Consider the following 25,274-nt stretch of genomic DNA (forward strand, 5'->3'; position numbering starts at 1 on the left):
CGTGATAGTAATGGGTTTGATGAAGAAAGATATAAACAGGGTTCTTTACTAAATGATATACAACAACGCGCAAAAGACGCAGGTGTATCAATTGACCCGATTCCTTGGGATAAAGTAAATAAGGTGTACTCGGCCCAAGAGATTAAGCCACTCCAGCACTAGAGATTGCTTTGAATCAGAGTAGTGATCTGAACGTGTTTGATGCACTACTATAGAGACACTGCTGACTTGAAAAGGAATGACCATGGTTACTGCTCTATATGCATCGATACTTTCAGTATTATTTTTGTGGCTAGCGATTAACGTTATTAAACAGCGTCGGGCTAACCAAGTGAGATATGCCGATGGTGGAGTACCAGCACTGCAATTAGCTCGCAGCGCGCAAGGAAATGCCGCAGAATACATTCCTATTACTTTAATCCTAATGGGGTTATTGGAGTTTAATGGTGCCAGTGTATGGTGGATCCACGGGGTGGGTATTACGTTTATCGTTGGCCGAATTTTACATGCCAGAGCGATTTTAAGTGACCAACTTAAAGGGCGGATTCGTGGTATGAAGCTAACGTTCAGTGCGATGGTTGTCTTGATCGTGCTGAATATTATTTACCTTCCTTTTGGCCAAGTATTGGGTTAAGAATGCTATTCATTCACGGCAGGGTGAAGTTTATCTTGATAAGTGGCCAATTCTCGGCGCAAGCCTTTAAATGTGGTAAAGGCACTGTCAGTGGACAGTTTGTTCACTAACCAGTTAGGTAGCGCACCTCCTGGATTAGCGAAGGCAATATAATCGATGTGAGTCATACCATTAGTCAGTTTTTGCAGCGTCCAATGTGCGTTGACTTGAGTGATACGGATGTATCCTGGTTGTTCAGGCAAGTAATTTAAGGCATCCACTATGTCTAGACTTAAGCCATTAGGTAGCATCTCAAATTTTGAATAAGTCACCATATCTCTGTTTTTAGCTGGCCATGGCGCTGAGAATTGGGTGTAAACAATATTCTCGGTATCTGAAATTTTTTGCAGCACACGGCTGTTACTCACGTTATCTATCCAGTTTGGTACATGTTCACTGTCATCTAATAGCCGCATAAAAGCGAAATAGCTGGTGGGTACAAACATTTGCGCCCGTATTTGGACTAAGCCATCGCTATGGTGTCGCGAGTAGATCGTAATGCCGTCTTCTGATTTTACCTGTAACCAATCGACCGAAGTCGCTGCCAAACTAGCAACATTGCTAAATAGTAGGCTTAAACCAACTATCCATTTCATCATGGTTCTTTCCTCATTGATGGTGTAGCACGTGGCCTTATTTTTGTCGTGTTGGTTACAAAAAGTGGGTTTAAGAACTGCACTAGCATAAAAACATAAATATATTATGTATACGTTTTGTTTTATTAGTTTTTGTTATGTTTCTTAAAAGTTTGCTCAATGTTCAGGTACGGCAATGAAATCTTTAAGATGGTATGAGGTTTGGCTCTGTCTCATCCTATCATGGATTTCTATTCCCGCATGGGCAGCGCCATCCTCAATACACAATAGTCATATTATTCGTATTAGTGCTGGTGAATGGCCGCCGTTTATTGGTCAACACCTTGAAAATAATGGTTTTGTTGCTGAGATCATCCGTAAAGTATTTAAGGATGCCGGCTACGAAGTTGAGTTTCATTTTTTCCCATGGGCGAGAGCATACGCCGAAGCCAAAGCTGGACGTTATGATGCGACTGCCATTTGGATGTTTAACCAAGAGCGGACGGTAGATTTTTATTATAGCGAAGCGGTGAGCGATGAACGCTTCGTGTTTTTTCACCATAAAGAAACCGACTTTCACTGGGAAAGCCTCTATGATCTTAAGGGGTTATATTTAGGAGGTGGCATTGCCTACAGCTATGGTGCCGAGTTAGACAGATTGTTAGAGACGCAGCAAATAAAAATGTCTCGAGTCAATGATCCAAAACAGAACTTCGAACGGCTGGCGAAAAAGCGGATTGATCTCATGCCAGAAGAAATTCATATCGGTTATTACACTCTGGATAAATACTTACCGCAATGGCGAGAAATGATCACGCACCATCCCAAACCTTTTCTCATCAATAATAACTATCTGTTGTTCCCTAAAATGGGTGAACGAAGTGAACAATTGTTGACGCTATTTAATCATGGACTGAAAGAAAGTGATGTCTCCATGATGGAATGATTCGCTCTTTTTTGAATGGCCCTTCCTGACTTACCTTTCCGCAGTGAATTAAAAGGCGGTTAGATTAAGTTCAGAGACGCGAGCAGGAAGATGCCTAGTGTACAAGTAAACAGTGAAAATACGGTCGTCAATGCAATGATGTTGGCCGCTAAGGTTGCATTTCCTCCCATAGCTCTAGCCATAACATAACTGGCCGCAGCGGTAGGGGATGCACTCATCAAAAAGACTAGCCCGAGATCTAACCCGCGAAAGCCAAAAAGTAACGCACCCGATGTGATCAATATCGGGGCGAGAATCAGCTTATGGGCAGTGGCAAACCAAGCCGGTGCTTTGTCGCTTCTGAGTGAACCTATATTGAGTGAGCCGCCAGTACACAGTAGTGCTAATGGTAGTGTCATATTGGCAAAATATTGGCCAGCATCAGTAACCATTTTCGGGATTGGAAGGGATAAGGAATAGCATAAAACACCGAGCAGAATACCAATAATCAGTGGGTTTTTGGTGAGTGTTTTGGCAATCACTCCAGCGGCTTTGAGCCCTGAACTTTCCCCTTTAGGCGTGAGTGTTATCACCGCTTGAATATTATAAAGGATAGTGGTTGCGGCAACGTACATCGCCGCTAATGCTAGCCCAGGTTCGCCATAAGTATTTGCGACATAAGCCAAAGCGATAATAGCGGTATTCGCACGAAACCCGCCTTGGATGATCACGCCGTGATCCAGATGTTGTGGGAACGCTTTTTTGGTGAAAAACGTCGTGAAAAGAAAAAAGAGGAAATTAGCGAGTAGTCCATAGCCAATCAGTGCTGCACTGGAAGAAAAATCGTGCTGTGATTTGACGATGCTAAGAAATAGCATGGCTGGTAAGGTGACTTGGAATACGATTCGTGACGCGACATCGATGAAATTGTCGTTGATAACCCCCGTTCGCTTCAGTACAACGCCCAGTACTAACATCAAACAGATAGGCCCTGTAATTGAGGCCGAAAACAAAAGTTGTTCGATAATCGTTGTCATATCAATCCATTGAAGTTGCTCATAGCGTTGCTATTCTTCCACAGTTCCTCATTTTGCAAAATCAAATTTGCAAAAAAGAACGAACGTGCTAAAAATAGCATGGTATGAAGTGAGAGTCGGCATAATATGAGCAAAGGTAGAATTACAAGAGAAAATGTACTGAACAAAGCGTTCGAATTAGCCAGTGAAAACGGTTTGGAAAGTCTCACTATCGGTGAGTTGGCAAAACAGTGCGGTTTATCAAAAAGTGGTTTGTTTGCGCATTTTAATGCTAAAGAAAATTTGCAAATTGCAGTATTAGAGCATGCCCATTCTGTGTTTACTGAGCGTGTTATTACACCGGCTCGCCTGATTAGCGACGAGAATATCGAAGCTAAATTGCGAGTGCTGTTAGAGCACTGGTTAGGTTGGAATCATTCATTCCAAGGCAGTTGTATGTTTTTAGATGCGTGGAAAGATGTCGCAACTTGTGATTGTGCAATTCAAAAAGTACTTAAAAAAACCATCGCGACTTGGATTCATTACTTGCAAATTCAAATTCAAAAAGGGGTTGATAGCGCACAGTTTCATCCGAAGTTGGATGTAAAGCAGGCTGCTTATGAGTTGTATGGACTCTATTTAAGTGCTCATTTGTTCTACTCGATCTACGGCCAAATGGAAAGTTATCAACATTTTTGGAAAGGCGTGGACGATTTAATGTCTCGATGGCGAAATATAGTGAAGCAGCAATGTTAGCTAATTCTCGCTTTTCGCAGCGAGAAGAACGAGTCTGCAACAGCGAATGTTTACTTTTGTATAACAAAATCAAGCATTTAACAAAATAAAATTTTTTAATTAGAAATAGTACGAACGTTCTATTTTATCGAGAGGAAGGGCAACTCAGTGAGTGAAAAAATCTATTTCAGCACCTCAAACACATTCAGTGTGAAACGTACATTGGTCAATATGAGCACTCGTCTTCATCACACGCTCGCACCGTCACATGCCAAAAAAGTTGCACGAAATGTATTGTTGACTCCGGCAAGAAGTAAGCCTCAAAACCAGCCGCCAATTGGCCTGAAAACTGACCGTGTAATGTGCGTCGAAGGGGCTCTGACGACTTATCAACTCGGAAGTGGTCCCATTTGGTTATTGACTCATGGTTGGTCTGGCACGGCAAGTCAGTTTTATCCACTGATGGAGCATATTGCGGCACGTGGTTATACGGCATTAGCTTATGATCACCCAGCACATGGTCAAAGTGAGGGCGTGTATGGTCACATTCCTGCGTTTGTTGGAGGGTTGGAAGCGATACTCGATAGTATTGACAATGTTGCTGGTATCGTTGGACACAGTATGGGGACGGCCGCCGCATTAGAGTGCCGACATCATAAAATTGAGCATTGTCCCATGCTATTGGTCGCGCCCGTGCTGGATTATTTGGATAACTTATTCAGCAGTGTGGCAAGGTCTGGCTATTCGATGCGCTTATTTGAGGCCGTTGTTGCGGAAGTTGCCGATCAATATCGTTATCCCATTCAATCTATCGATCCTTACCATAAGCTTGCTCAGCGTCAATCTCGCAGCGTCATTGTTCACGATGAGAATGATAAGTTCACCAAATATTCTGTGTCAAAGCGAGCGGCAGAAGAAATCGAGAAAGTGTCACTTATTACCACCCAAAACCAAGGACATGGACGTGTGATGAAAGGTGAACAAGTTAAGTACGGATTTGATTTGTTGGCAGGAATACCATGCTAAGGTATTCGTTTTAAGCTTATTTTAAGCCGTAATTGGATGGGTGTAATTTAACCAATAGTTTTCCATTTATTTCAAAGTGTTAAATTGTTAACCATAGTCTTGATAAGGTTAACAATTTCGCAATAATTATTATCTCCTTGTTTGAATATGTGTGATCATATTGTTGCCAGTAGGCCCTCATAAGGAAAAATAATAATGAATAGAAATGATAGTGTCCCTTTACCCTCCAACACCCGAGAATGGTTTTTTAACCGTAACAGCCTTATCATCCTAGCCGATATTGTCCTGTTTTTTGTCCTGTACAATGCCTTGCCTGTTGATTCTAATGTCGCTTTGGGCATTAGTATGCTGGCATTTATTGCTGTGCTGTGGTTAACGGAAGCTTTACATGTCACGGTCACAGCCATTCTTGTGCCTATCATGGCCATCGTTTTTGGTGTTTTTAACACCCAAACGGCGCTCAATAACTTTGCTAACTCGATTATCTTCCTATTTTTAGGTGGATTCGCATTGGCTGCTGCTATGCATCGGCAGGGGCTGGATAAAGTTATTGCCGATAAAGTTCTTATCATGGCGCGCGGGAAAATGAGCGTTGCGGTATTCATGTTGTTTGGTGTGACTGCCGCGCTTTCAATGTGGATCAGTAACACCGCCACCGCTGCGATGATGCTACCGCTTGTGCTTGGAGTGCTCAGCAAAGTGGATAAAGACCGTGGTCATTCGACCTATGTTTTTGTGCTGTTAGGTATTGCTTACAGCGCCAGCATTGGTGGTATCGCAACCATCGTAGGAAGCCCTCCTAACGCGATTGCCGCGGCTGAGGTTGGTCTTTCATTTACAGATTGGATGAAATTTGGTGCTCCAACGGCGGCGATTATGCTGCCCATTGCGATTACTATTTTATATTTCGCATTAAAACCGGATCTTAATGGAGAGTTCGAGCTCAATTATGAACCTGTTACTTGGGATAAAGGTAAAGTCGTCACGCTTGGTATTTTCGCATTAACGGTTTTTTGTTGGATATTTAGCAAACCAGTCAATGCCATGCTGGGTGGTTTTGCGAGCTTTGATACTCTGGTTGCGCTGGGTGCGATTGTTTTGGTCAATTTTGCCCGAGTGGTGCACTGGAAAGATGTAGAAAAAACGGCAGATTGGGGGGTATTACTGCTGTTTGGCGGCGGTATTTGCTTGAGCAACGTACTTAAGCAAACGGGAACCAGCGTTTTCCTAGCCAATGAACTAAGTGCCCTGATCTCTCATTTAGGTCTGTTCTTTATTGTATTCGTGATTGCTGTTTTCGTGGTGTTCCTAACGGAATTCGCGAGTAATACAGCCAGTGCAGCGCTGCTTATTCCGGTGTTTGCCAGTGTTGCTGAAGCCTTTGGTATCTCACCCGTGATTCTATCTGTATTGATTGCTATTGCGGCTTCTTGTGCATTTATGTTGCCCGTTGCGACGCCACCCAATGCGATAGTGTTTGCCTCTGGACACATTAAGCAAAGTGAGATGATGCGAGTGGGTATGATGTTAAATATTGCTTGTATTGGCTTGCTGACCATGATTGCGATGCTGTTCTGGTAAGCTAAGCACAAACTACTTCAATACTAATGAGCTCTCAATTCAGAGAGCTCATATTGAGATGTTATTACTGTTGGTTAACGAATTCTTTAAAGCGTGCTTTCGTTTTCTCATCAGCCTTGTTGTACCAAAAATGCAGCATTTCTTCGGCGGCGTTTTGTACATTTCCTGACTGAGCTAGTTCATTTTGCAGCATAGCAACATCCGTCATTCCAATAGCCGCAATACCCCCTGCGCGATTATAGTCATTTGCTTCACGGATATAGTCACGGCCTACTTGATACCCTTCTTTAAGAAGGCGATCTTGCTTTATCTCTAGTGTTTGGCCTGCTTGGTCAATCAGTGACCATTGCATTGTTTTAATCTCTTTCTCTGCTCGATGTGCATCACGGTATTCAGGCATGGCAAAATTCAGTTTTGCATCCTTTACGGTGAATGTGGCAATGACCGCATCGCTTTCGATAATCACGCGGTCCTTCCCTTGCGTAAAATAAGGCGCGTATTTGAAGACGATTTGTTGTTCACCATCGGCCAGCTCAAGGCTTTTCGCTGAGGAAAATAGGCTGCCAGAAGTTTCGGGCTTCTGACCATTCACCGCTAATAAGTTAATGGTGTCTGGAATTTCAAGAGTGATATTAGCTAATACAGAGGCACTAAAGATCATGGTTAATGTACATAAAGCCGGTTTAATTAGGTTCATTATTTTATCCTTGCAAGCAATAGAGTAGAGGTTGCCGATAGTTAGTTGTAAAAGCAAGTTCTCAACGGCATAAGTGACTAATTTTCATTGAAATGTAACATCTTTAGTACGAGGCATGCGTCATGCATTCGTCAATATTATCAGATCGTTAGTCACGTGATAATGTCATTCTCTAAATTTTAAATTATGCCATTCAGTCTTCTTCAGAGGCCTTAATTAGCGTAAAAAATTAAACTTACCTGCTTTGCTTTGTCAAAATTCTGAATTCCTGACTCAGAATTGCTTTTAAGATGTAACACGGTGAATCCCCATAACAAAATTTTAACGATGACTCGAAAAGCGTTTTTATTTTTTTGCTAAAAAAAATAAGTCTTGTAAATACTGAAATGGATGTTCTTCAATGCCTTATCAGAAGAGCAGCTTGCTTAAATGTAAGTGAAACATTCAGAAATGAGAGATATAGGTATGAATCGTATTACTTTGTGCGCCGCAAGTATTGCAATGGCTCTTTCGGGCACGGCAATGGCAGCACCAGCAACCCCTAGCGTCGATGTCTATGGGTCGAATAATCTACAGTTTTCTAAAGTTGAATTAGCCATGGAAAGCACGGCTGGTTATAACCAAATGGTCAAATATTATGATCAAGCGCCGATTGCCGTTAAGTTTAACCAATGGAGTGGTACAACGGGCAACACATATAAAATCTATTTTGATGGCGCACAGGTCGCGACAGGCCCAATCACTGGTAGCCAAACCACCGCAAACTTCAGTTATGCACAAGGTGGTGTTTACCAAATGGCAATCGAAGCTTGCGACGCGACAGGTTGCAGCAAAAGTGCACCCGTTGAGATAACAATTGCCGATACCGATGGTTCACATCTCAAACCTTTGGTGATGAATATTGATCCCAATAACAAGACTTACACGACCGATAAAGATACGGTGGTTGGAACCTACTTTGTTGAGTGGGGCATCTATGACCGAAAATATACGGTAGATAACATCCCGGCTGATAATCTGACGCATATTCTATACGGCTTCATTCCAATTTGTGGCCCTAACGAATCATTGAAATCCGTTGGTGGAAACAGCTACAACGCGTTGATGACAGCATGTAATGGGGTGAATGATTACGAAGTGGTGATCCATGACCCTTGGGCGGCGTATCAAAAGAGTTTCCCGCAAGCGGGTCACCAATACAGCTCTCCGATCAAGGGCAACTATGCCATGTTGATGGCGCTCAAACAGCGCAATCCAGATCTGAAAATTATCCCTTCTATCGGTGGTTGGACACTCTCTGACCCATTTTTTGATTTTACCACCAAAGCCAACCGCGATACCTTTGTCGCCTCAGTGAAGAAATTCCTAACCACGTGGAAATTCTACGACGGCGTGGATATCGACTGGGAATTTCCTGGAGGAGGTGGTCAAGCAGCGGATCGCGGTGACCCAGTCAATGATGGTCCTGCGTACATTGCGTTAATGCGTGAACTGCGTGCCATGCTTGATGAATTGCAATCGGAAACTGGTCGTACTTATGAGCTCACGTCAGCAATTGGTGTTGGTCATGACAAGATTGAAGATGTTAATTATGGCGAAGCCATTCAATATATGGATTACATCTTTGCCATGACTTATGACTTTTATGGCGGTTGGAATAACGTATTAGGCCACCAAACCGCGCTTTACTGCGGATCATTCATGCGCCCTGGTCAGTGTGATGGGAAAGGAGTAGATGAAAATGGCGAACCTTATAAAGGCCCAGCTTATACGGCGGATAACGGTATCCAGTTACTGCTAGCACAGGGTGTCCCTGCTAATAAGTTAGTCTTAGGTGCGGCTATGTATGGCCGTGGCTGGGAAGGGGTGATGCCGGCTTCATTAAGTGATCCAACCGATCCGATGACAGGGGTAGGTAACGGAAAATTGAAAGGCACTTCCGCGCAAGGTGTGTGGGAAGCGGGTGTGATTGACTATAAAGGCATCAAATCATTCATGTTAGGGGCTAATAATACCGGTATTAATGGCTTTGAATATGGATACGATGCACAAGCTGAAGCACCTTGGGTTTGGAATCGTACAACGGGCCAACTGGTTACTTTTGACGATAACCGTTCAATCAAAGCCAAGGGCGCCTATGCTCGAAACCTTGGTTTGGCCGGGTTGTTCTCTTGGGAGATTGACGCTGATAATGGTGACATCCTAAATGCGATGCATGAAAGCTTAGCAGGAGGAGGTACTACACCCCCCGCGAACCGCGTGCCCACTGCAAATGCAGGTGTTGATCAATCGGTGGTTGGTCTGGTGAGTGTTGTTCTTGATGGCGGTGCATCAAAAGACAGTGATGGCACTATTGTCAGTTACGTGTGGCAGCAAACGGCGGGCACAGCAGTGAGCTTAGTAAACGCTAATTCTGCACGAGCCAGTTTTGACGCGGCCGAAGTGGTACAAGTACAAACGCTGACGTTCAAGTTGACGGTCACAGATAACAAAGGCGCAACGGCTTCTGATGTTGTGACTGTAACGGTCAAACCTAAAGCAACTGAGCCTGTGAACACGCCACCAGTGGCGGTGATTACTGCGCCAAGCAATGCCAGTGCTGGTGAGGTTGTGGTGGTGGACGCTTCCGCTTCAAGTGACGCCGATCAAGACACCTTAACTTTCGCATGGGATGTACCTGCAGGCCTAAATGCAACCATTCAAGGTGCGAGTGTTTCGTTTGTTGCTCCTGAGTATACCCAAGACACCACGCTAAGCTTCACTGTAACTGTCAGTGATGGTAAAGCGGCGGCCTCTGCAAGTGCATCGGTTATCGTGGCGAAGAAAGATTCTGGTGGTGACACTTGCAGTAACTTGTGGGATAAATCAGCGGTTTATACTGGCGGTCAACAAGTTTCTTGGGCTGGTAAAGTGTGGGAAGCCAAGTGGTGGACAACTGGCGAAAACCCATCGACTACTGGTGTGTGGGGAGTATGGAAAGAGATTGGTCCTGCGAGTTGTCCAACAAGCTGATTGCTTTAATAAACCAGCTACCTCAATGAGCTAACGGGTTTAATAAACTTTTTATTGCAAACAATGACTTCAAGCCTCGTTCTAACACGAGGCTTTTTTGTGCGTTTTTCTATGTTTTTTCATTCATCACTTGCAATTCAATATTTTTGCTTTAGTGTTATATATGTGTATAACACTATATCGGTATAAAATTGTGACAGATTGGCAAGATAACCAACCCATATTCCGTCAGCTAGCCGACAAAATTACCGAGCAGATCCTACAAGGTATTTGGCTAGAAGATAGTGCGTTGCCTTCGGTAAGAACCGTTTCGGCAGATATGAAAATCAATCACTTAACTGTCATGAAAGGCTATCAACTGCTTGTTGACGAAGGCATTGTTGAAAAAAGACGAGGTCAAGGTATGTATGTCGCGAAAGGAGCGCTAGCGCAATTACAGGCGAAACAAAAGCAGCACTTTTTAGAGCAACAGATCCCAGAAATTGCACAAACACTCAAGCTATTGGCGATGCCGCTTGAGGATTTTATCAACCAACTACAACAGCATATTGAAGGTGACCAATGAATCCATTAGTCGAAGTCAACGGTGTATCTAAACAGTACGCAAAGCATGCCGAGTCGGAAGCTCTGCAGAATGTGAGCTTTAAGCTCTACGCAGGACAGGTGCTCGGTTTGCTCGGACATAATGGTGCGGGCAAGTCGACCTTAATTAAGTCGTTACTCGGTGCTCACCATTATCAAGGTGACATTTTGATCCAAGGCTTAAATCCGATTACGGAACATGCGCAAGTGATGGCGCATCTTTCCTACATTTCAGACGTCAATGTGTTGCCAGATTGGATGACGGTTAAACAAATTTTGCGTTATACGTCAGGTGTGCATCCCAGCTTCTCGTTAGACAAGGCCACGCAAGTCCTTGCACAAACCAACATTCGTTTATCAAGTAAAATTCGTACCTTATCAAAAGGGATGAAAGTACAACTGCATTTAGCCATTGTGATTGCCACCGATACCAAAGTGCTGATTTTGGATGAGCCAACTCTTGGTTTGGACCTAATCTACCGTGATACCTTCTATCGTCACTTACTCGAATGGTTCCATGATGGTGAGCGTGCCTTGATTATTGCTAGTCATGAAGTCTCGGAAATTGAACATTTGCTAACGGATGTGCTGATCTTGAAGCAAGGTAAGGTCGTGCTGCAAGACTCAATGGAGGCGATTACACAAGGGTATTTTGTTCTAGAGGCCAGTAACGCACATCAAGACGTTATCCAAACCTATCGTCCTTTGGCATCTCAGCCAAGCTTGGGAACAACAAAGTGGTTGTTGACTTCAGAACACCGTCAAGCCGTTGAAGGGCTTGGTTCTATTTACAGTGTAAAACTTGCTGAACTATTTCTTGCCTTGCAGAAGGAGAGCGCATAATGCACCCCAGTATTTATATGCTTGAAAAAGAGCTGATTGAAAACAAAAATGTTACGCGTATTCCTTTGTTTCTATTAGTATGCGGAACCCTATTGTTCATCAGTTTGTTAATGAACAATACACTGCAACACAACCTGTTTTTTGAGATGGAATTTGGTGGTGACATCAGTGATGTCCATATCGAATTTGTGGATGATTTCAACACCTTTATCATCATGCTTGTTGGTTTTATTTCGCTAATGCTCAGTTCACTCTATTTCCCCAGAACATTCCGCAAGGAGCGCAAAGAGGGAAGCTCGATGTTCTGGCGCAGCATGCCAGTGACGAACAATATGACCCACATAGTGAAACTGGGGTTTGGCTTATTTGTAATTCCAGTGGTCTGTTCCGTGTTAGTCATTTGTGCGGACGCTCTGCTGTGGGGGCTTAACTTAGCGACAGAAAACCGTTTAGCCCTACTATTTGAACAACGTTCTCTAGGATATGCCGTTCAACACTGGTTGAATTACCTCAGTATCATGTGGGTGATTGCTGTGACGATGCTGCCATTAGCCTGCTTTACTTTAGTTATTTCACAGATATTTAATTCGCCGATCCTTGTGATGTTCGTGGGCGGTTTCGTGCTTAAATGGATCTCGATTGTTATGCTGAATTCTGACATTGTAGGGGAGTTTTACCACGCGATTTTCAACTTGCCGTTGCAGTTAATGACTTCTTCAAACATGTTCACGGCTTTTGAAGGTGCTGGTTGGGGTAATTTATTTGTGTATATCATGATTGGTATCGCCAGTTACTGGATTAGCCACAAGCTCTATAGTACTGATGAACTTTCATTGAAGTCACTGTTGACCCGATAAGTTTCTGGTTAATTGTGGTCAAAAAGAGAGCGTTTGTTCTCTTTTTTTTCGCCTATTTCCTGCGGTTACTATGGTGAGGCTATAAAAGGTTAGACCAAAAAATTCACTCAAAATTAGAAGTTAGTTCCAAAGTGATGAGTAATCAACTCTCTGACTCACATGATATAAATGTGTTAAATGCACTATGCTATTTTGTAGTCCTTTGTGAGCAATGACAAAGACGTGGACCGCTTCAAGTTTTATTTCGAGGCTTGAAATTATAATGTCCAATTGATCGAGAATTTTATCGGTTTGAGTTAAATTACTATTACAAATAGGTCTACCTATGTTTAAAAAAATGTCGTTAAAAAACAAACTGGCGATTTCAGCCAGCGCTGCCATTATTCTTGGGGGATTACTCGTTGAAGCATTGTCGTATCGAGCTGCACTGGAGCGATTAGATATTGATGTTGAACAACGATTACAAAGTACCACCGCTTCTTATAATCAGTATGTGACGGACTGGTTACTGTCGAAAGAGCGTGCTTTAACCTCGCTGTCGCAAGATGCCGAGAAACAAGCCATCGTGACACATTTAAAACAAGTTCGAGATTCTGCAGCGTTTGACAACGTATTTCTTGCTTACCCCGACGGTTCGCAAAACAACGCTAATGGTGTCATCTTGCCGCCGGGGAACGATGATCCGCGCAAATGGGGCTGGTATACAAACGCTAAAGCAAACCCATCAAAAGTGTTTATGGATAACCCAACCGTTGCTGCGGCAACGGGCGCTAATGTGGTTTCATTAGGTAAGGCACTGAATTTAAATGGCCAACAAGTCGTTTTAGGCGCCGACGTAGAAATTACTGACATCCTCAACAGCATGAAGCAAGTTATTTTGCCGGGTGAGGGATATATGTTTATTGCTAACGATAAAGGCAATATTTTTACCCATAGTGATACTAAGCTGCTCAATAAAAGTGTTTCTGATCTGGGTTTAAATTTCGCTGATATCCGCCAAGCGATTGCGAAAAGCAGCGATTTATTGGTGGATATTCGAGGTGAGGAGTATGTTCTCTACGCCCGAAGCATCAACGGAACGAATCTCAGTACTGTTGTGGTCATCAATCACGATTCGCTCATCGCACCTTTATCTGAAGCTACTTTCAGCCAGCTCATTGTTACTGCCGTTGTCGTCATACTCTGTACTCTGCTGTTCAACTTATTGTGTAATATTTTGTTCCGTCCTTTGAATAATGTTTCTCAAGCGTTGGCACAAATTGCAAACGGTAGTGGTGACTTAACCCAACGTATTGAAGTAGAGAACAGCGATGAAGTAGGTGAATTGGCCAGAAACTTCAATACCTTTGTGGAAAGTTTACAACAACTTATTGGCCATATTCGTCACCAGTCTCATCAATTGGAAGCGCAATCAGAACATGGCGCGCATCGCGCTAATCAATCGGCATCAGAGCTTAGTCACCAGCAGCAAGAAATTGTGATGGTCGCTACTGCGGTCACTGAAATGGCGTCGGCAACGCAAGAGATAGCCTCTCACGCAGAGCAAACGGCAAGAGCAGCGCAAGACTCGGCAACCAGCACCAACAATGGACATGCCTTGGTGATTCATACCAAAGGCTCGATCAATAACTTGGCAAAATCAGTGAGTGAGGCCAGTGGCGTGATTGCCGCACTAAACCAACACGCGCAAGAGATTTCGACCGTACTGGCAACCATTCAAGGCATTGCAGAACAAACCAACTTACTTGCGCTGAATGCGGCTATTGAAGCTGCGCGAGCCGGTGAGCAAGGCCGAGGTTTCGCAGTGGTAGCAGACGAAGTCCGTGTGCTTTCTCAGCGCACCCATACTTCTACCGAAGAGATAAAATCAACCATTGATACCCTGCAAGAAACCACTAAACGTGCGGTATCGTTGATGCAAAGCAGCTCAACGCTCGCTGAGAACTCAGTGGAAGATGCCGATAAAGCATCCGGTGCGCTTGAAGAAATTAAAGCAGCGGTTGCCTTGATCAGTGATATGGCGACGCAAATTGCGACGGCAGCCGAAGAACAAACGCATGTGACTAGTGAAATTACACAAAATGTCACTTCTATCAAGGATGTGACAGAGCAACTGGTCATTGGTGCAGAAGATAGCTTGAGCCAATCCAACGAACTCAAGCAGCAAGCGGAAGAGCTGAGTGCAAAAGTGGCGACATTTAAATTAGCGTAACGGTTGTTTCTTTCTTATTCAAAAGGCTCTGCGGAGCCTTTTTTTGATCAGATTGTTATGTTTTCTCACTTGGTGAGAAAGCAAGTCTGTTATTAATCTTAAATTCTCGATATATAAGAATCATAGTTGAGGCGTGGAATAAATGAGGCTAAAAAGAAAACATGAACGAAACGAAATTATCGGCCAGCCAAGTTAATGAAAAGTCACTGCAATTATTGATGCAAGTGGCGGTAAATGAAGAGCCAGTATCAGCGAAAACCTTGAGCGAACAATTGCAAGTTCCGCTGAGTAGTTTGTACCGACATCTGAAGATTTTGAAAGAGTGGAACTTGATTGAAGAGAGCCCACACGACAAAACGTTGATCATCGGTTCGGCGGCTCTACTTTTAATGCGCAGTTATGAAACGAGTCAACACAATTTAGATGCAGTCGATGCGGTGTTAAGTCGATTACAGAAACAGACAGGCGAAATGGCGGCATACATGGTTCCGGTGGGATACCGAGCCTTGTGCGTTAGCCAAAAAGAAAGTATGCAGGCACTTCGATGCAGCTTCGTCCAGGGTCAAAGTCAACCCCTGCTTCGAGGTGCCTCATCTAAAGTGATGTTGGCGTATTTACCCGCTCCGCGCTGTGAAAAAATTCTTCGTTATTTTGGTGAAGACCACCAAATGGAAAAATGGCAGACAGAGTTGGAAAAAATACGTCGTAATGGGTACGCCGTGAGCACGTCAGAAATTGATCCTGGCGTTTCCGGAATTAGTGCCCCCGTAATGAAAGGGAGTAAGTTGATCGGCGCAATTTCAGTGATGGCTCCAGCCCATCGTGTTGAAACCAACAAGCAGCGGATCATTTTACATGTATTACAGGCAGCAAGAGCGTTGCCACCGGAAAGGTAATTCATAATGCTAAGTTTATTCAAACGCTACCGTATGAGTCGTACACAGAGCCAACCCGCTTATCCATTCACGTTCATGACACTCTGTGAACAGATAAAGCCAATGTCTCAAGTAGAGTTTGAATTTGCTCAGCAGAGCCTTGAATTTGCATCAGATTGGCTCTACCAGCGTCAATCCACGCCTTGTTACTCTGATGCGGGACATATAGTCGTCAAAGATAAAAATGCCACCCGTTTTCAAGACACCTTGAGTCATCAATTAGCACTGAGCTCAGTGCCCGTCGTACTAGCGAATTGTCACGAAATGCTGCTCAATGCATTACCAGTGATGGCTTTTGAGAATGACGAAGTTGGTATTGTGAGTATCGGACATCATTTTGAGCTGAAACAAACGCTGGACCTACAAGTTGGCTCTGCATTTCATTTTGCACTCTCTCGCTATAACAATACGCGCCTATTTTGTATTGGAATTGATGAAATGCATCAATCCAACCAAGTGTGGGAGTATGCAGAAGATTTAGGCTGTGATTGGTTAACGCTGAATGAGTGTGGTTTTCGTCATCGTAATCAACTAAAAAGCCAATTAGGTCACTACATAGAGCATTGTGATCAACTGATCGTGACGATTGATTTAGCCTCTTTAGTTCCGGGAGTAGGGGTTGATGAGAATCATGCGTTAGATAACCAGATGGTATTAAGAAGCCTAAGACAATGTGTGTTATCAGGTAAGATAAAACTCATCCAATTGATCGGTGCGAAAGAGAAGTTGATTTATTCTAAGCAGACCAAAGAAATTTTAGATGAGCTATGTGCTTTGTCACCGGATGTGATCCACGCTGCTTAGTTTTAGTGTCACCGTTAAGCAATCTAAATTTAACATATTTGTCACGATAGACCGCTATGCTGCTTGCAAAATCCAATAACAAGACAAGTAAAGTCAAGGAGCAAACATGTGGAAGCGTGAAGAGCAAGAGTCTCAATTTAGTGAAATGATCGAAGCGAGACTCTCTCGCCGCCGTTTTATGGCCAGTAGTGCGGCAGTCAGTGCTGGTGCATTTTTATCCTTAAACCCAGTGGCTAAAGCTGTGGCGGCAAAGTCGAGCTCTTCACTGCTCAACTTTGAGGCTATTCCAGCATCAACGGCTGATAAAGTCATTGTGCCTAAAGGGTACAAAGCGACGCCATTGATGTCATGGGGTGACCCAATTTTTGCTGATGCGCCAGCATTTGACCAAAGTGGTAAACAAGATTCGCGAGCACAAGAACTTCAATTTGGTGATAACACCGATGGCATGAGCTTCTTCCCAATTTCGGATGATCGCGGTGTGCTTGCGATTAATAATGAATACACCAATTACGAATACTTGTTTGATCACAAAGGCAAATCGATGACAGCAGATGATGTGCGTAAAGCACAAGCCGCTCATGGTGTGACGATTGTGGAACTAGTGAAACGCAATAATGCATGGCAGGTTGATCGCCAAGGCCAACGTAACCGCCGCATTACGGCGAATACCGAAATGGTCATAACTGGCCCTGCCGCTGGACATTCGCTGCTTAAAACTAAAGCTGACTCAACCGGTAAGCGAGCGCTTGGAACCTTGAATAACTGTGCCAATGGTCAAACACCGTGGGGCACTTATCTTACCTGTGAAGAGAACTTCAATGGATATTTTGGAACAACCCAAAATGCGGTAACGCTCAGCGCTGATCATAAGCGCTATGGTGTTGAAGCTAAACCCAGTGATTATCAGTGGCACCAACATGATGAGCGTTTTGATGTTGCCAAAAACCCGAATGAGCCAAACCGTTTTGGCTGGGTGGTAGAAATCGACCCTAACGATCCTACATCGATGCCACTCAAACGCACGGCGTTAGGTCGTTTCAAGCATGAAAATGCGGCGCTTACACTCAATAAAGATGGTCATGCTGTGGTCTATCTGGGCGATGATGAACGCGGTGAACATCTATACAAATTCGTTTCAAAAAATCGCTACCAAGCTGGTAACGATGCGGCGAATCGCAACTTATTGGAAGAAGGAACCCTCTTTGTTGCTAAGTTTGATATGAATGAGCAAGAGCTGAAAGGTTCAGGAAAGTGGCTTGAATTGACCTTTGGTAAAAATGGTTTAACGCCAGAAAATGGTTTTAAGGACCAAGCAGAAGTGATGATTTTTGCTCGCCGCGCAGCGACTCAAGTGGGTGCTACGACAATGGATCGTCCTGAATGGGTTGCGATTCACCCTGATAATAAGCACGTGTTCTGTACACTGACCAACAATAAAAACCGAGGTAAAGAGGGGCAACCTGTTGGTGGTCCTAACCCTCGCGCTAAGAATAACTATGGCCAGATTCTGCGCTGGATGCCAGCCAATGAGGATCACACTAGCACTGTGTTTGCATGGGATCTGTACTTGATTGCGGGCAACCCAACGGTACATAAAGGCGATCTCTATGCGGGCAGCGACAATATCTCAGCAGACAACATGTTCAACAGCCCAGATGGTATCGGTTTTGACAAAGCGGGTCGCTTGTGGATTCAAACCGATGGCAACTATTCCAACAAAGGGGATTTTGCCGGGCAAGGCAACAACCAAATGTTGTGCGGGGATCCAATTACTGGTGAAGTAAAACGTTTCCTAACTGGGCCGATTGCTTGTGAAATAACCGGGTTAACTTTTTCACCGGATCAAAAAACCATGTTTGTTGGCGTTCAACACCCTGGGGAAGATGAAGCGCCATCGCATTTCCCATACGGTGGAACCACCAAGCCGCGTTCGACCATTATGATGATCACTCGTGAAGACGGCGGCGTGATTGGCGCATAAGCCCTGATCATTTTCCGCTGAAGGGAGCTGCGGCTCCCTTTTTAGCATTCCTGCTGTCGGTCAACGCTGTTGCCATCATCCATTCACGGTCTTGGAGTCTCCTATCTTGCACGAAAGAAGACGTTGTTTCGGTTAGGCAGAACATGGTCTGGTTTGCCTTTCCTACACATTATGTATGAATTCTTTGTGTCAGGAAAATAAGTAAAAAGGGTGAGGTCTGGGCGATTATTTTCCCTCAAATTGACAATTGCTTGATACGTTCTTTGCGTGTCGTCCGTTATTATGTTGATCTTCAATAATCCAGCGGTGTCTATTGAGCGTGAAAAAGCAAATCCAAATCAAAAAATCGGGCTTAGTACTCTTAGCCTTGTTCTCGTTGCTGTTAGTTCCCATCTCATTGGTTGGGTCTTCGATTGATTTGACCACACCAGTGAGCGATGGCGTCGGTGCATTTTTTACCTATTTAACCGATTCGGCTGGTTGGCAAGGTTTTGGCTTTACCTTTGCTTTGTTGGCTTTTTTGGCAACACGGACAGCGACTTCCCGCATTGAACTGTTTAACCGCATTATTCAAATTGGCTTGTTATTGGTGATTGGTATGGCTGCCAAAACGGGTTTAAAACATCTGACAGAGAGCCCTCGTCCATACACCGAATTAATGACGTATGAGTTACTTATCCCAAACCCTGCGCATTTTTATAAATTGAGTGAATTACAAAAAGAAAGTGTGATGACCGACATCGCAACCCAAGTCAGTGACTGGCGCTTACGTCATTGGCAGGGTGAAAAGGACTATTCATTTCCTTCTGGCCATACGATCTTCGCTGCTATTTGTCTGGCTTTCTTTGGTGGTCTGTTTATTGAACAAAAGCGCTATGTTTTTGCAGCGGGTCTATTGCTTTGGGCCTGTGGAGTCGCCTTTAGCCGCTTATGGTTAGGGATGCATCGTCCGGTTGATTTATACGGCTCCTTGCTGTTTGTCAGCATGATTTACCTTGTGATACCCAAAGTGTACCCTTTAGATCACCCTAAATTAAAGCCACTATTAACGCGTCTTCATCTCTGTTAACGGGTCACAAGCCATCATAAAAAAGCCAGCACATTTAAACGTGCTGGCTTTTTATAATCATATTTTACAATCACATAAGTAACGGCAATCAGGCAAAGAAGGAGGAAGCTACACCAATCAAACCACCGAATACTCCACCCCAAACAACCAACCAGCCAAGGTGCTGTTTAATCATCTTCTGTACCATCTCTTTCACCAATTTAGGCGTGAGTTCATTGAGACGTTGATCGATGATGTTTTCGATGTTAGCGGTGATCTCTTCAATCATCTCAGGAGCTTCTAACTGCTCTTTGAGCGCTTGTTTAACGCTATCGCTTTGGCTGATATCAATCATAGATTGCTGCATTTTTTCGACAAACGGTTGCTTGAGTGGTTGTAGCGCGTCGGTTCCACCAAACATCGCCAGCATGCCGCCAAATGGAGAGTTTGCAATCACTTCGACCAAAGAATCAAAGGTTGGGTTGAAGTCAACTTTGGCAATCACAGGCTCAAGATCCAACGTTTTACTGCCCGTCATCTCTTTACTGAGGAAGCGGTCAATATTGGACTGAGTGAAAAATTGCTCCATCATCAGGCTCTTGATTGCGGTTTTGAACTCTTCAAAGCGAGCAGGTATCACACCCGAGCCATATAGTCCTGGCACTTTTTCAAACAGCATGTGAATCGCAAGCCAGTTGGTGATTGCGCCAGAGAAGGCAAATAAGCCCGCATACAGCGCAATAGTGTTATCCAGTTGATAGCCCGCAGCAAGGAGCGCTAGCGCAATGATATTAGTGAGTAAGCTCTTGTTCATAATCCAAATCTAGTTAAATAAAGGGAATGGGCGAATTCTAAGGAAAAAGAGTGAATTGTGGAAGCATCAACGGAGCGCAAACTCCGTTGATAAACCATTAAGTAATCTCAATGTCGTCGCAACCGATAAAGCCACCTGTTTGGTGCGCCCATAGGTGTGCATAAATGCCGTTTTGAGCGATCAACTCTTGGTGTGTGCCTTGCTCAACGACGTTACCTTTATCGAGTACGATCAACCTGTCCATTGCGGCAATGGTTGATAAACGGTGAGCAATGGCAATCACGGTTTTGCCTTGCATCAGCTCATTTAAGCTCTCTTGAATTGCCGCTTCCACTTCGGAGTCGAGTGCGGATGTGGCTTCGTCGAGTACCAATAGTGGCGCATCTTTTAACAGCACGCGGGAAATAGCAATTCGCTGGCGCTGGCCGCCAGACAGTTTTACGCCGCGCTCGCCCACTTGCGCATCATAACCTAGGTTACCAAATGGGTCGGTGAGTGTTTCGATAAACTCATGCGCGTGTGCCTGTCGGGTGGCTTGCAGCAGTTGTTCCTCACTTGCATCAGGGTTGCCATACAAAATGTTATCGCGGATCGAGCGATGCAGCAGTGAAGTATCTTGCGTCACCATACCAATTTTGCTGCGCAATGAATCTTGGGTGACCTCATTGATCGCTTGCCCATCGATGCGAATTTGCCCACCTTCAACATCATGAAAACGAAGCAGTAAATTGACTAAAGTCGATTTTCCAGCGCCAGAACGCCCTACTAAACCCACTTTTTCACCCGGTTTAATGGTCAGGTTTAAATGGTTAATAACGCCTTTATTCTCGCCATAGTGGAAACTCACGTCATCAAATTCGATGCCACCTTGTGCAACCTGCAACGGTTTTGCGTTGGGTTTATCTTCAATGGTGATCGGTTTCGAGAGGGTTTTCATGCCATCCACGACTGTGCCCATGTTTTCAAAGAGTGCACCGACTTCCCACATGATCCATTTCGACATGCCATTAATGCGCAATGAAAGGCTGATCGCAATCGCGATTGCACCAATACTGATGGCACTCTGCATCCATAGATAAATCGAAGTCGCCGCAATCACGAACACCAAAATATAATTGGCGAGTTCAACGCACAGGTTAAAGCCAGTCACTAAACGCATTTGGCGGTGAACCGTGTCTAAAAAGCTCTCCATGCCTTGTTCGGCATAGTCGGTTTCTCGGCGGGTGTGTGAGAACAATTTGACTGTGGCAATATTGGTGTAGCTATCGACAATGCGCCCTGTCATGGTTGAGCGAGCATCGGCTTGTTCTGATGCCACTTTTTTAAGCTGTGGTACAAAGTGAAGTTGAATGCAAATGTAGGCCGCGAGCCAGACGAGCATCGGCACCATTAAACGCCAGTCTGCTTGCGCCAACATCACCACAATCGCAGTGAAATAGACTGACACATAGACAAACACATCCAAGGTCTTCATCACGGTTTCGCGGATGGATAACGCCGTTTGCATCACTTTAGTGGCAATTCTTCCCGCAAAGTCATCTTGGTAAAAAGAGAGGCTTTGTTTGAGCAGATAACGGTGCGCTAACCAACGGATCGACATGGGATAATTGCCGAGCATAGTTTGGTGGATCAACAGTGAATAGATGCCAATCAAAAGTGGCATGATCACGAGTACTAAAATAGATAAACCGATCAAGGTGTCTCGGTTCTCAGTTAGGAAAGTCTCTGGGTTACTGGATGAGAGCCAATCCACCAGTTGGCCCATAAAACCGAACAGTGATACTTCAACAACGGCAATTAACGTGCTGATTAACGCCATTAACATGAGTGGTTTTTCAAAGCCGCGCGTGTAGTAACGACAAAATGCCCATAAGGTCGCAGGAGGCTGTTTGGGTTCCTCTTTGGGAAAAGCTTGGGTAAAGCTTTCAAATTTTTTATACATCGAAAATCCTTATGCCAATTCTCGCTAAAGTATGAGAGACCAAAAGCCTAGAACGCGAGAATCTAACGTTGAACTCCTATAAGAGGAGCAAATGATGGAGTAAGCCGAACAGAAGTATAACGAAATCACAACATAAGTGGCGGATTACTTTTCGCGCTTGGCTCTAGAAAACGGCGCCTGATTAATACTGTGGTCAATGCAGCAAGCATCGGCTCGAATGGTCAGTAACGTCCATCGGGTGAAAAAGTGAAGTGAGTTAAATATCGTTATCGACGATAAGAGAACCATAAACGAGTTGCGCTACTTTTAAGTGAGTTTTTACTGTGAATATTTTTTGAATAAGGGTGAATATTTTTAGGTGTGATGGAGATTTTGCCGTAATTTTTAATGTGAAAAGTAGTTTTCTCAGTAATTAATAGGAGTTATTCGATGAAATAACCCAAAATTCAGTCAATGTTATTTTAACATTATGCTTACAATTGGCCTAAAGTGAGTAGAAGGGAAAGTTTCTATGATGTTGCAGGAGCAAGTGATCACACAGCCAGCCGTGAATACGGTGCAAAATGCCAATTGTGTCGTAATGGTGCCGCCAAAAGAGTTCAAATTTAACGCTCAAACGGCGCAAGATAATGAATTTCAACACCAAGTTGCATTGAGTACCGAACAAGTTCGCATCCAAGCCATGGCCGAATATCAAAGCATGGTTGAGACACTGCGTCTCGAAGGCGTACAAGTAGTGGAGTTTGATTACCCATTATCTGAAGTGGAAACGCCAGATGCCGTCTTTCCCAATAACTGGTTTAGCACTACGCCAGAGGGAACCTTGTTTATCTTTCCGATGGCTTGTAAAAATCGACAGCAAGAAGTGCGCCCACAAGCGTTGGTTGAAGCCCTTACTTTGTCAGGCCGCAAGGTATTGGCGCAAGATTCGTTGCTCGCGTATCAAGACCAGCAGGCTTATCTTGAAAGCACCGGTGTGATGGTGATGGATCACCTTAATCGAACCATCTATTCGGCGTTGTCACAGCGCTGCGACCGTGAAGTGTTAGAGGAGTACGCCAAACGTATCGGTTATGATCGCGTGGTCTCTTTTCAAACGGCGTTGCCTTCAGGCCAACCGGTTTATCACACCAATGTGATGATGGCGGTTGGTGAAGCATTCTGCGTGATTTGCGATGAAGTGATTCCGGAGTTTGAACGTCGTTTTGTGGTTAAATCACTGGCCAAAGATAAGCAGATCATCTCAATTTCACTTGAGCAGATGAACGGTTTCTGCGGCAACATTTTACAATTGGAAACGGCGGCAGGAGATAAAGTGATCGCTATGTCGCAATCGGCGTTTGATGCCTTTTCGCCGGCGCAGCGTGCACAGCTGGCCAGTCACGGTAAGTTACTGCCGTGTAATGTGAAGACCATTGAGGATATTGGCGGTGGTTCGGTGAGATGTATGCTCGGTGAGATTTTTCTTCCTACGACTGGCTAATATCGAGTGCTTCAAGGGAATGGTTCGGAAACTCTCATTTGGTTTGAATAAATTTGCTGTAGGTACTGACTCGGCCGTTGATGTACTCAATACCGCAGTGAATGCTGTGTTCGTTATTGCCAACAATCTGATATTCGACAATAAATTCACCACTGATCACTTTGATAAATAAGAAACCGTCGATGACTTTCCATAATCCTTGCAGTGTTTTTTCACCAAACAGATCTCGCTCGACCAACGTGCCATTAGGCTTTAAATGCAAAGCGGAAGAAAAACCGTCTACATTCACTTTTACCCAAGTATGTTGGTGAGCTTCAAAGCTTAATATTTTGCGTCGACACTTAACCCATTCTGCCAGCGCTTGCTCTTGGGTTGGGGTGAGCGTAGGGAGCGCTTCCATTTCTAAAAGGGTGTGATGCTTTTCATACCAGAAGAGTTGTAAGTGAAGTAATTTCATTGGTTCTCAGAGTGTTATGCATCGGGGCGTTATCAAAAAGCAACTCTGCGCGATTGTGTTGGTGATGTCAATATTTGCCAAGAAAAGCTACCGCGCTCACGGGGGAGAGGGCGCGGCATTATCCAATATGAGGATGAAGGATGCATAAAAGATGCACCCGAGCACAATTTATAGATTGAATAAATGAGCTATAGGTTGAATAAACGAGGCGAATCAGCGGCATCGCAGGCTTGATTTAGCCGATGCTGCGCAACACGAATATTGTGTTTCCAATGTTCATCTTGCGCCCACATTTCGATCACCATAGGTACAACACAGTTTGCCTCTTTCAGCGTTTGGGAAATAGCATCGAAATTGACTTCTCCTTCACCAATTACCAAATCTCGAAATTGGCCCGTGGAACTAGAGGATACGCAATGGGTATCTTTAAGGTGGATCTGAGTAATGTGTGGCATACCAAGTGCCAATTCAGTACACACATCGTAGTTCCAACCTGAAATGTTGCCTACATCTGGATACGCCATAAAATAGGGGGAGGGTACTTCCCGCTTTAGTATTTCGAACTTGCTCAGTGAATTAAGATAGCTGGTATCCATGATCTCCACTGCCAGCATCACGCCAGCACGCTCGGCCAATTTGGCGGCAAGCTGCATGCCTTCAATGAAACGTTGATGAGTTTCTTTATTAGCGGGTTCGTAATAGACATCATAGCCTGCGAGTTGGATGGTGCGAATGCCCAGTTTGTAAGCTAAGGTAATTGCTTTCTCCATGTGCAGAATGGCTTGCTCTCTAATGGCGGGGTCTGACGAGCCAAAAGGAAACTTGCGGTGTGCACTTAGGCACATCGATTGCAGCGGGATTTGGTATTGCTCACACCATCTTCGTAGCTGATAGATGGTTGCATCATCCCAGTCTAAGCGTTGACGACGTTCATCCGACTCATCGACGGATATCTCTAAAAAATCAAACCCCAGCTCTTTTGTTGTGGCGAGCTTTTCTTCCCAACTGAAATGATTGGGGAGCGCTTTTTCATACAACCCGATACGTTGGCGTGGCAAATGTTGATACATACG

General features: G+C 44.3%; 22 protein-coding genes and 1 pseudogene. 16 read left to right on the plus strand and 7 right to left on the minus strand.

Annotated elements, in window-relative coordinates; translation table 11 throughout:
• Positions 1–162 (plus strand): annotated as a pseudogene (locus AACU59_RS09065) (DUF2931 family protein); the annotation flags it as partial.
• Between the two features lie 76 nt (positions 163–238).
• On the plus strand, positions 239–634 hold the full coding sequence (locus tag AACU59_RS09070; protein WP_094144507.1) for an MAPEG family protein: 396 nt from the start codon (positions 239–241) through the stop codon (positions 632–634).
• 5 nt (positions 635–639) lie between these two features.
• On the opposite strand, the gene AACU59_RS09075 is transcribed toward AACU59_RS09070, so the two are convergent.
• Positions 640–1,269, minus strand: coding sequence for an START domain-containing protein (locus tag AACU59_RS09075; protein ID WP_026028159.1), 630 nt, complete (start codon positions 1,267–1,269; stop codon positions 640–642).
• Between the two features lie 175 nt (positions 1,270–1,444).
• On the opposite strand from AACU59_RS09075, the gene AACU59_RS09080 reads away from it, so the two are divergent.
• Positions 1,445–2,194 (plus strand): substrate-binding periplasmic protein, encoded by a 750-nt coding sequence (locus AACU59_RS09080; RefSeq protein ID WP_094144506.1) that lies wholly within the window; start codon positions 1,445–1,447, stop codon positions 2,192–2,194.
• A 59-nt stretch (positions 2,195–2,253) separates the two neighbouring features.
• Here AACU59_RS09080 and AACU59_RS09085 read toward each other — a convergent pair whose 3' ends face one another.
• Positions 2,254–3,210: an AEC family transporter gene (locus AACU59_RS09085; protein WP_013868314.1), complete on the minus strand. Its 957-nt coding sequence runs from the start codon at positions 3,208–3,210 to the stop codon at positions 2,254–2,256.
• 126 nt (positions 3,211–3,336) lie between these two features.
• Between AACU59_RS09085 and AACU59_RS09090 the strand changes: the two genes are divergently transcribed.
• From AACU59_RS09090 to AACU59_RS09100, 3 genes are all read left to right on the plus strand, one after another.
• Positions 3,337–3,945, plus strand: a complete 609-nt coding sequence (locus AACU59_RS09090; RefSeq protein WP_094144505.1) for a TetR/AcrR family transcriptional regulator — start codon at positions 3,337–3,339, stop codon at positions 3,943–3,945.
• Between the two features lie 147 nt (positions 3,946–4,092).
• Positions 4,093–4,950: an alpha/beta fold hydrolase gene (locus AACU59_RS09095; protein WP_094144504.1), complete on the plus strand. Its 858-nt coding sequence runs from the start codon at positions 4,093–4,095 to the stop codon at positions 4,948–4,950.
• 195 nt (positions 4,951–5,145) lie between these two features.
• Positions 5,146–6,531 carry an SLC13 family permease gene (locus tag AACU59_RS09100; protein WP_017043564.1) on the plus strand — a complete coding sequence of 462 codons (1,386 nt, stop codon included), beginning with the start codon at positions 5,146–5,148 and terminating at the stop codon, positions 6,529–6,531.
• A gap of 64 nt (positions 6,532–6,595) precedes the next feature.
• Here AACU59_RS09100 and AACU59_RS09105 read toward each other — a convergent pair whose 3' ends face one another.
• On the minus strand, positions 6,596–7,219 hold the full coding sequence (locus AACU59_RS09105) for a DUF2057 family protein (RefSeq protein WP_176428594.1): 624 nt from the start codon (positions 7,217–7,219) through the stop codon (positions 6,596–6,598).
• 474 nt (positions 7,220–7,693) lie between these two features.
• Here AACU59_RS09105 and AACU59_RS09110 point away from each other — a divergent pair, with 474 nt between their 5' ends.
• From AACU59_RS09110 to AACU59_RS09150, 9 genes are all read left to right on the plus strand, one after another.
• The gene (locus tag AACU59_RS09110; protein ID WP_094145824.1) at positions 7,694–10,240 is read left to right on the plus strand and encodes a glycosyl hydrolase family 18 protein; all 2,547 of its coding nucleotides are present in this window, start codon (positions 7,694–7,696) and stop codon (positions 10,238–10,240) included.
• Positions 10,241–10,433: 193 nt separating this feature from the next.
• Positions 10,434–10,805, plus strand: coding sequence for a GntR family transcriptional regulator (locus AACU59_RS09115; RefSeq protein WP_026028428.1), 372 nt, complete (start codon positions 10,434–10,436; stop codon positions 10,803–10,805).
• Positions 10,802–11,665, plus strand: coding sequence for an ABC transporter ATP-binding protein (locus AACU59_RS09120; RefSeq protein ID WP_088729359.1), 864 nt, complete (start codon positions 10,802–10,804; stop codon positions 11,663–11,665). The genes AACU59_RS09115 and AACU59_RS09120 overlap by 4 nt, the downstream gene beginning before the upstream one ends.
• Positions 11,665–12,522: a hypothetical protein gene (locus tag AACU59_RS09125; protein WP_013868322.1), complete on the plus strand. Its 858-nt coding sequence runs from the start codon at positions 11,665–11,667 to the stop codon at positions 12,520–12,522. Before AACU59_RS09120 ends, AACU59_RS09125 begins: the two co-directional genes overlap by 1 nt.
• Before the next feature lie 325 nt (positions 12,523–12,847).
• Positions 12,848–14,734, plus strand: a complete 1,887-nt coding sequence (locus AACU59_RS09130) for a methyl-accepting chemotaxis protein (protein ID WP_013868323.1) — start codon at positions 12,848–12,850, stop codon at positions 14,732–14,734.
• Positions 14,735–14,895: 161 nt separating this feature from the next.
• Positions 14,896–15,630: an IclR family transcriptional regulator gene (locus AACU59_RS09135; RefSeq protein ID WP_010316838.1), complete on the plus strand. Its 735-nt coding sequence runs from the start codon at positions 14,896–14,898 to the stop codon at positions 15,628–15,630.
• Positions 15,631–15,636: 6 nt separating this feature from the next.
• A complete protein-coding gene (locus AACU59_RS09140) occupies positions 15,637–16,473 on the plus strand; it encodes an arginase family protein (RefSeq protein WP_094124887.1) in 837 nt (278 codons plus the stop codon).
• 106 nt (positions 16,474–16,579) lie between these two features.
• A complete protein-coding gene (locus AACU59_RS09145) occupies positions 16,580–18,457 on the plus strand; it encodes a PhoX family protein (protein WP_094145868.1) in 1,878 nt (625 codons plus the stop codon).
• A gap of 313 nt (positions 18,458–18,770) precedes the next feature.
• Positions 18,771–19,526: a phosphatase PAP2 family protein gene (locus AACU59_RS09150; protein WP_094145869.1), complete on the plus strand. Its 756-nt coding sequence runs from the start codon at positions 18,771–18,773 to the stop codon at positions 19,524–19,526.
• 88 nt (positions 19,527–19,614) lie between these two features.
• Here AACU59_RS09150 and AACU59_RS09155 read toward each other — a convergent pair whose 3' ends face one another.
• On the minus strand, positions 19,615–20,319 hold the full coding sequence (locus AACU59_RS09155; RefSeq protein WP_013868329.1) for a DUF445 domain-containing protein: 705 nt from the start codon (positions 20,317–20,319) through the stop codon (positions 19,615–19,617).
• Between the two features lie 97 nt (positions 20,320–20,416).
• On the minus strand, positions 20,417–22,261 hold the full coding sequence (locus AACU59_RS09160; RefSeq protein WP_094145870.1) for an ABC transporter ATP-binding protein: 1,845 nt from the start codon (positions 22,259–22,261) through the stop codon (positions 20,417–20,419).
• A gap of 511 nt (positions 22,262–22,772) precedes the next feature.
• Between AACU59_RS09160 and AACU59_RS09165 the strand changes: the two genes are divergently transcribed.
• Positions 22,773–23,744, plus strand: a complete 972-nt coding sequence (locus AACU59_RS09165) for an arginine deiminase-related protein (RefSeq protein ID WP_094145638.1) — start codon at positions 22,773–22,775, stop codon at positions 23,742–23,744.
• Positions 23,745–23,778: 34 nt separating this feature from the next.
• Here AACU59_RS09165 and AACU59_RS09170 read toward each other — a convergent pair whose 3' ends face one another.
• Together AACU59_RS09170 and AACU59_RS09175 are read right to left on the minus strand one after the other, a co-directional pair.
• A complete protein-coding gene (locus AACU59_RS09170) occupies positions 23,779–24,201 on the minus strand; it encodes a hypothetical protein (protein ID WP_010316849.1) in 423 nt (140 codons plus the stop codon).
• Between the two features lie 188 nt (positions 24,202–24,389).
• Entirely contained in the window at positions 24,390–25,271 is an 882-nt protein-coding gene (locus AACU59_RS09175) for an L-ribulose-5-phosphate 3-epimerase (protein ID WP_094145637.1), read from the minus strand.
• Positions 25,272–25,274: the final 3 nt, after the last annotated feature.

The organism is Vibrio sp. V23_P3S9T160, from assembly GCF_963886625.1.
In the GTDB taxonomy this organism is placed as follows: Bacteria; Pseudomonadota; Gammaproteobacteria; order Enterobacterales; family Vibrionaceae; genus Vibrio; species Vibrio anguillarum.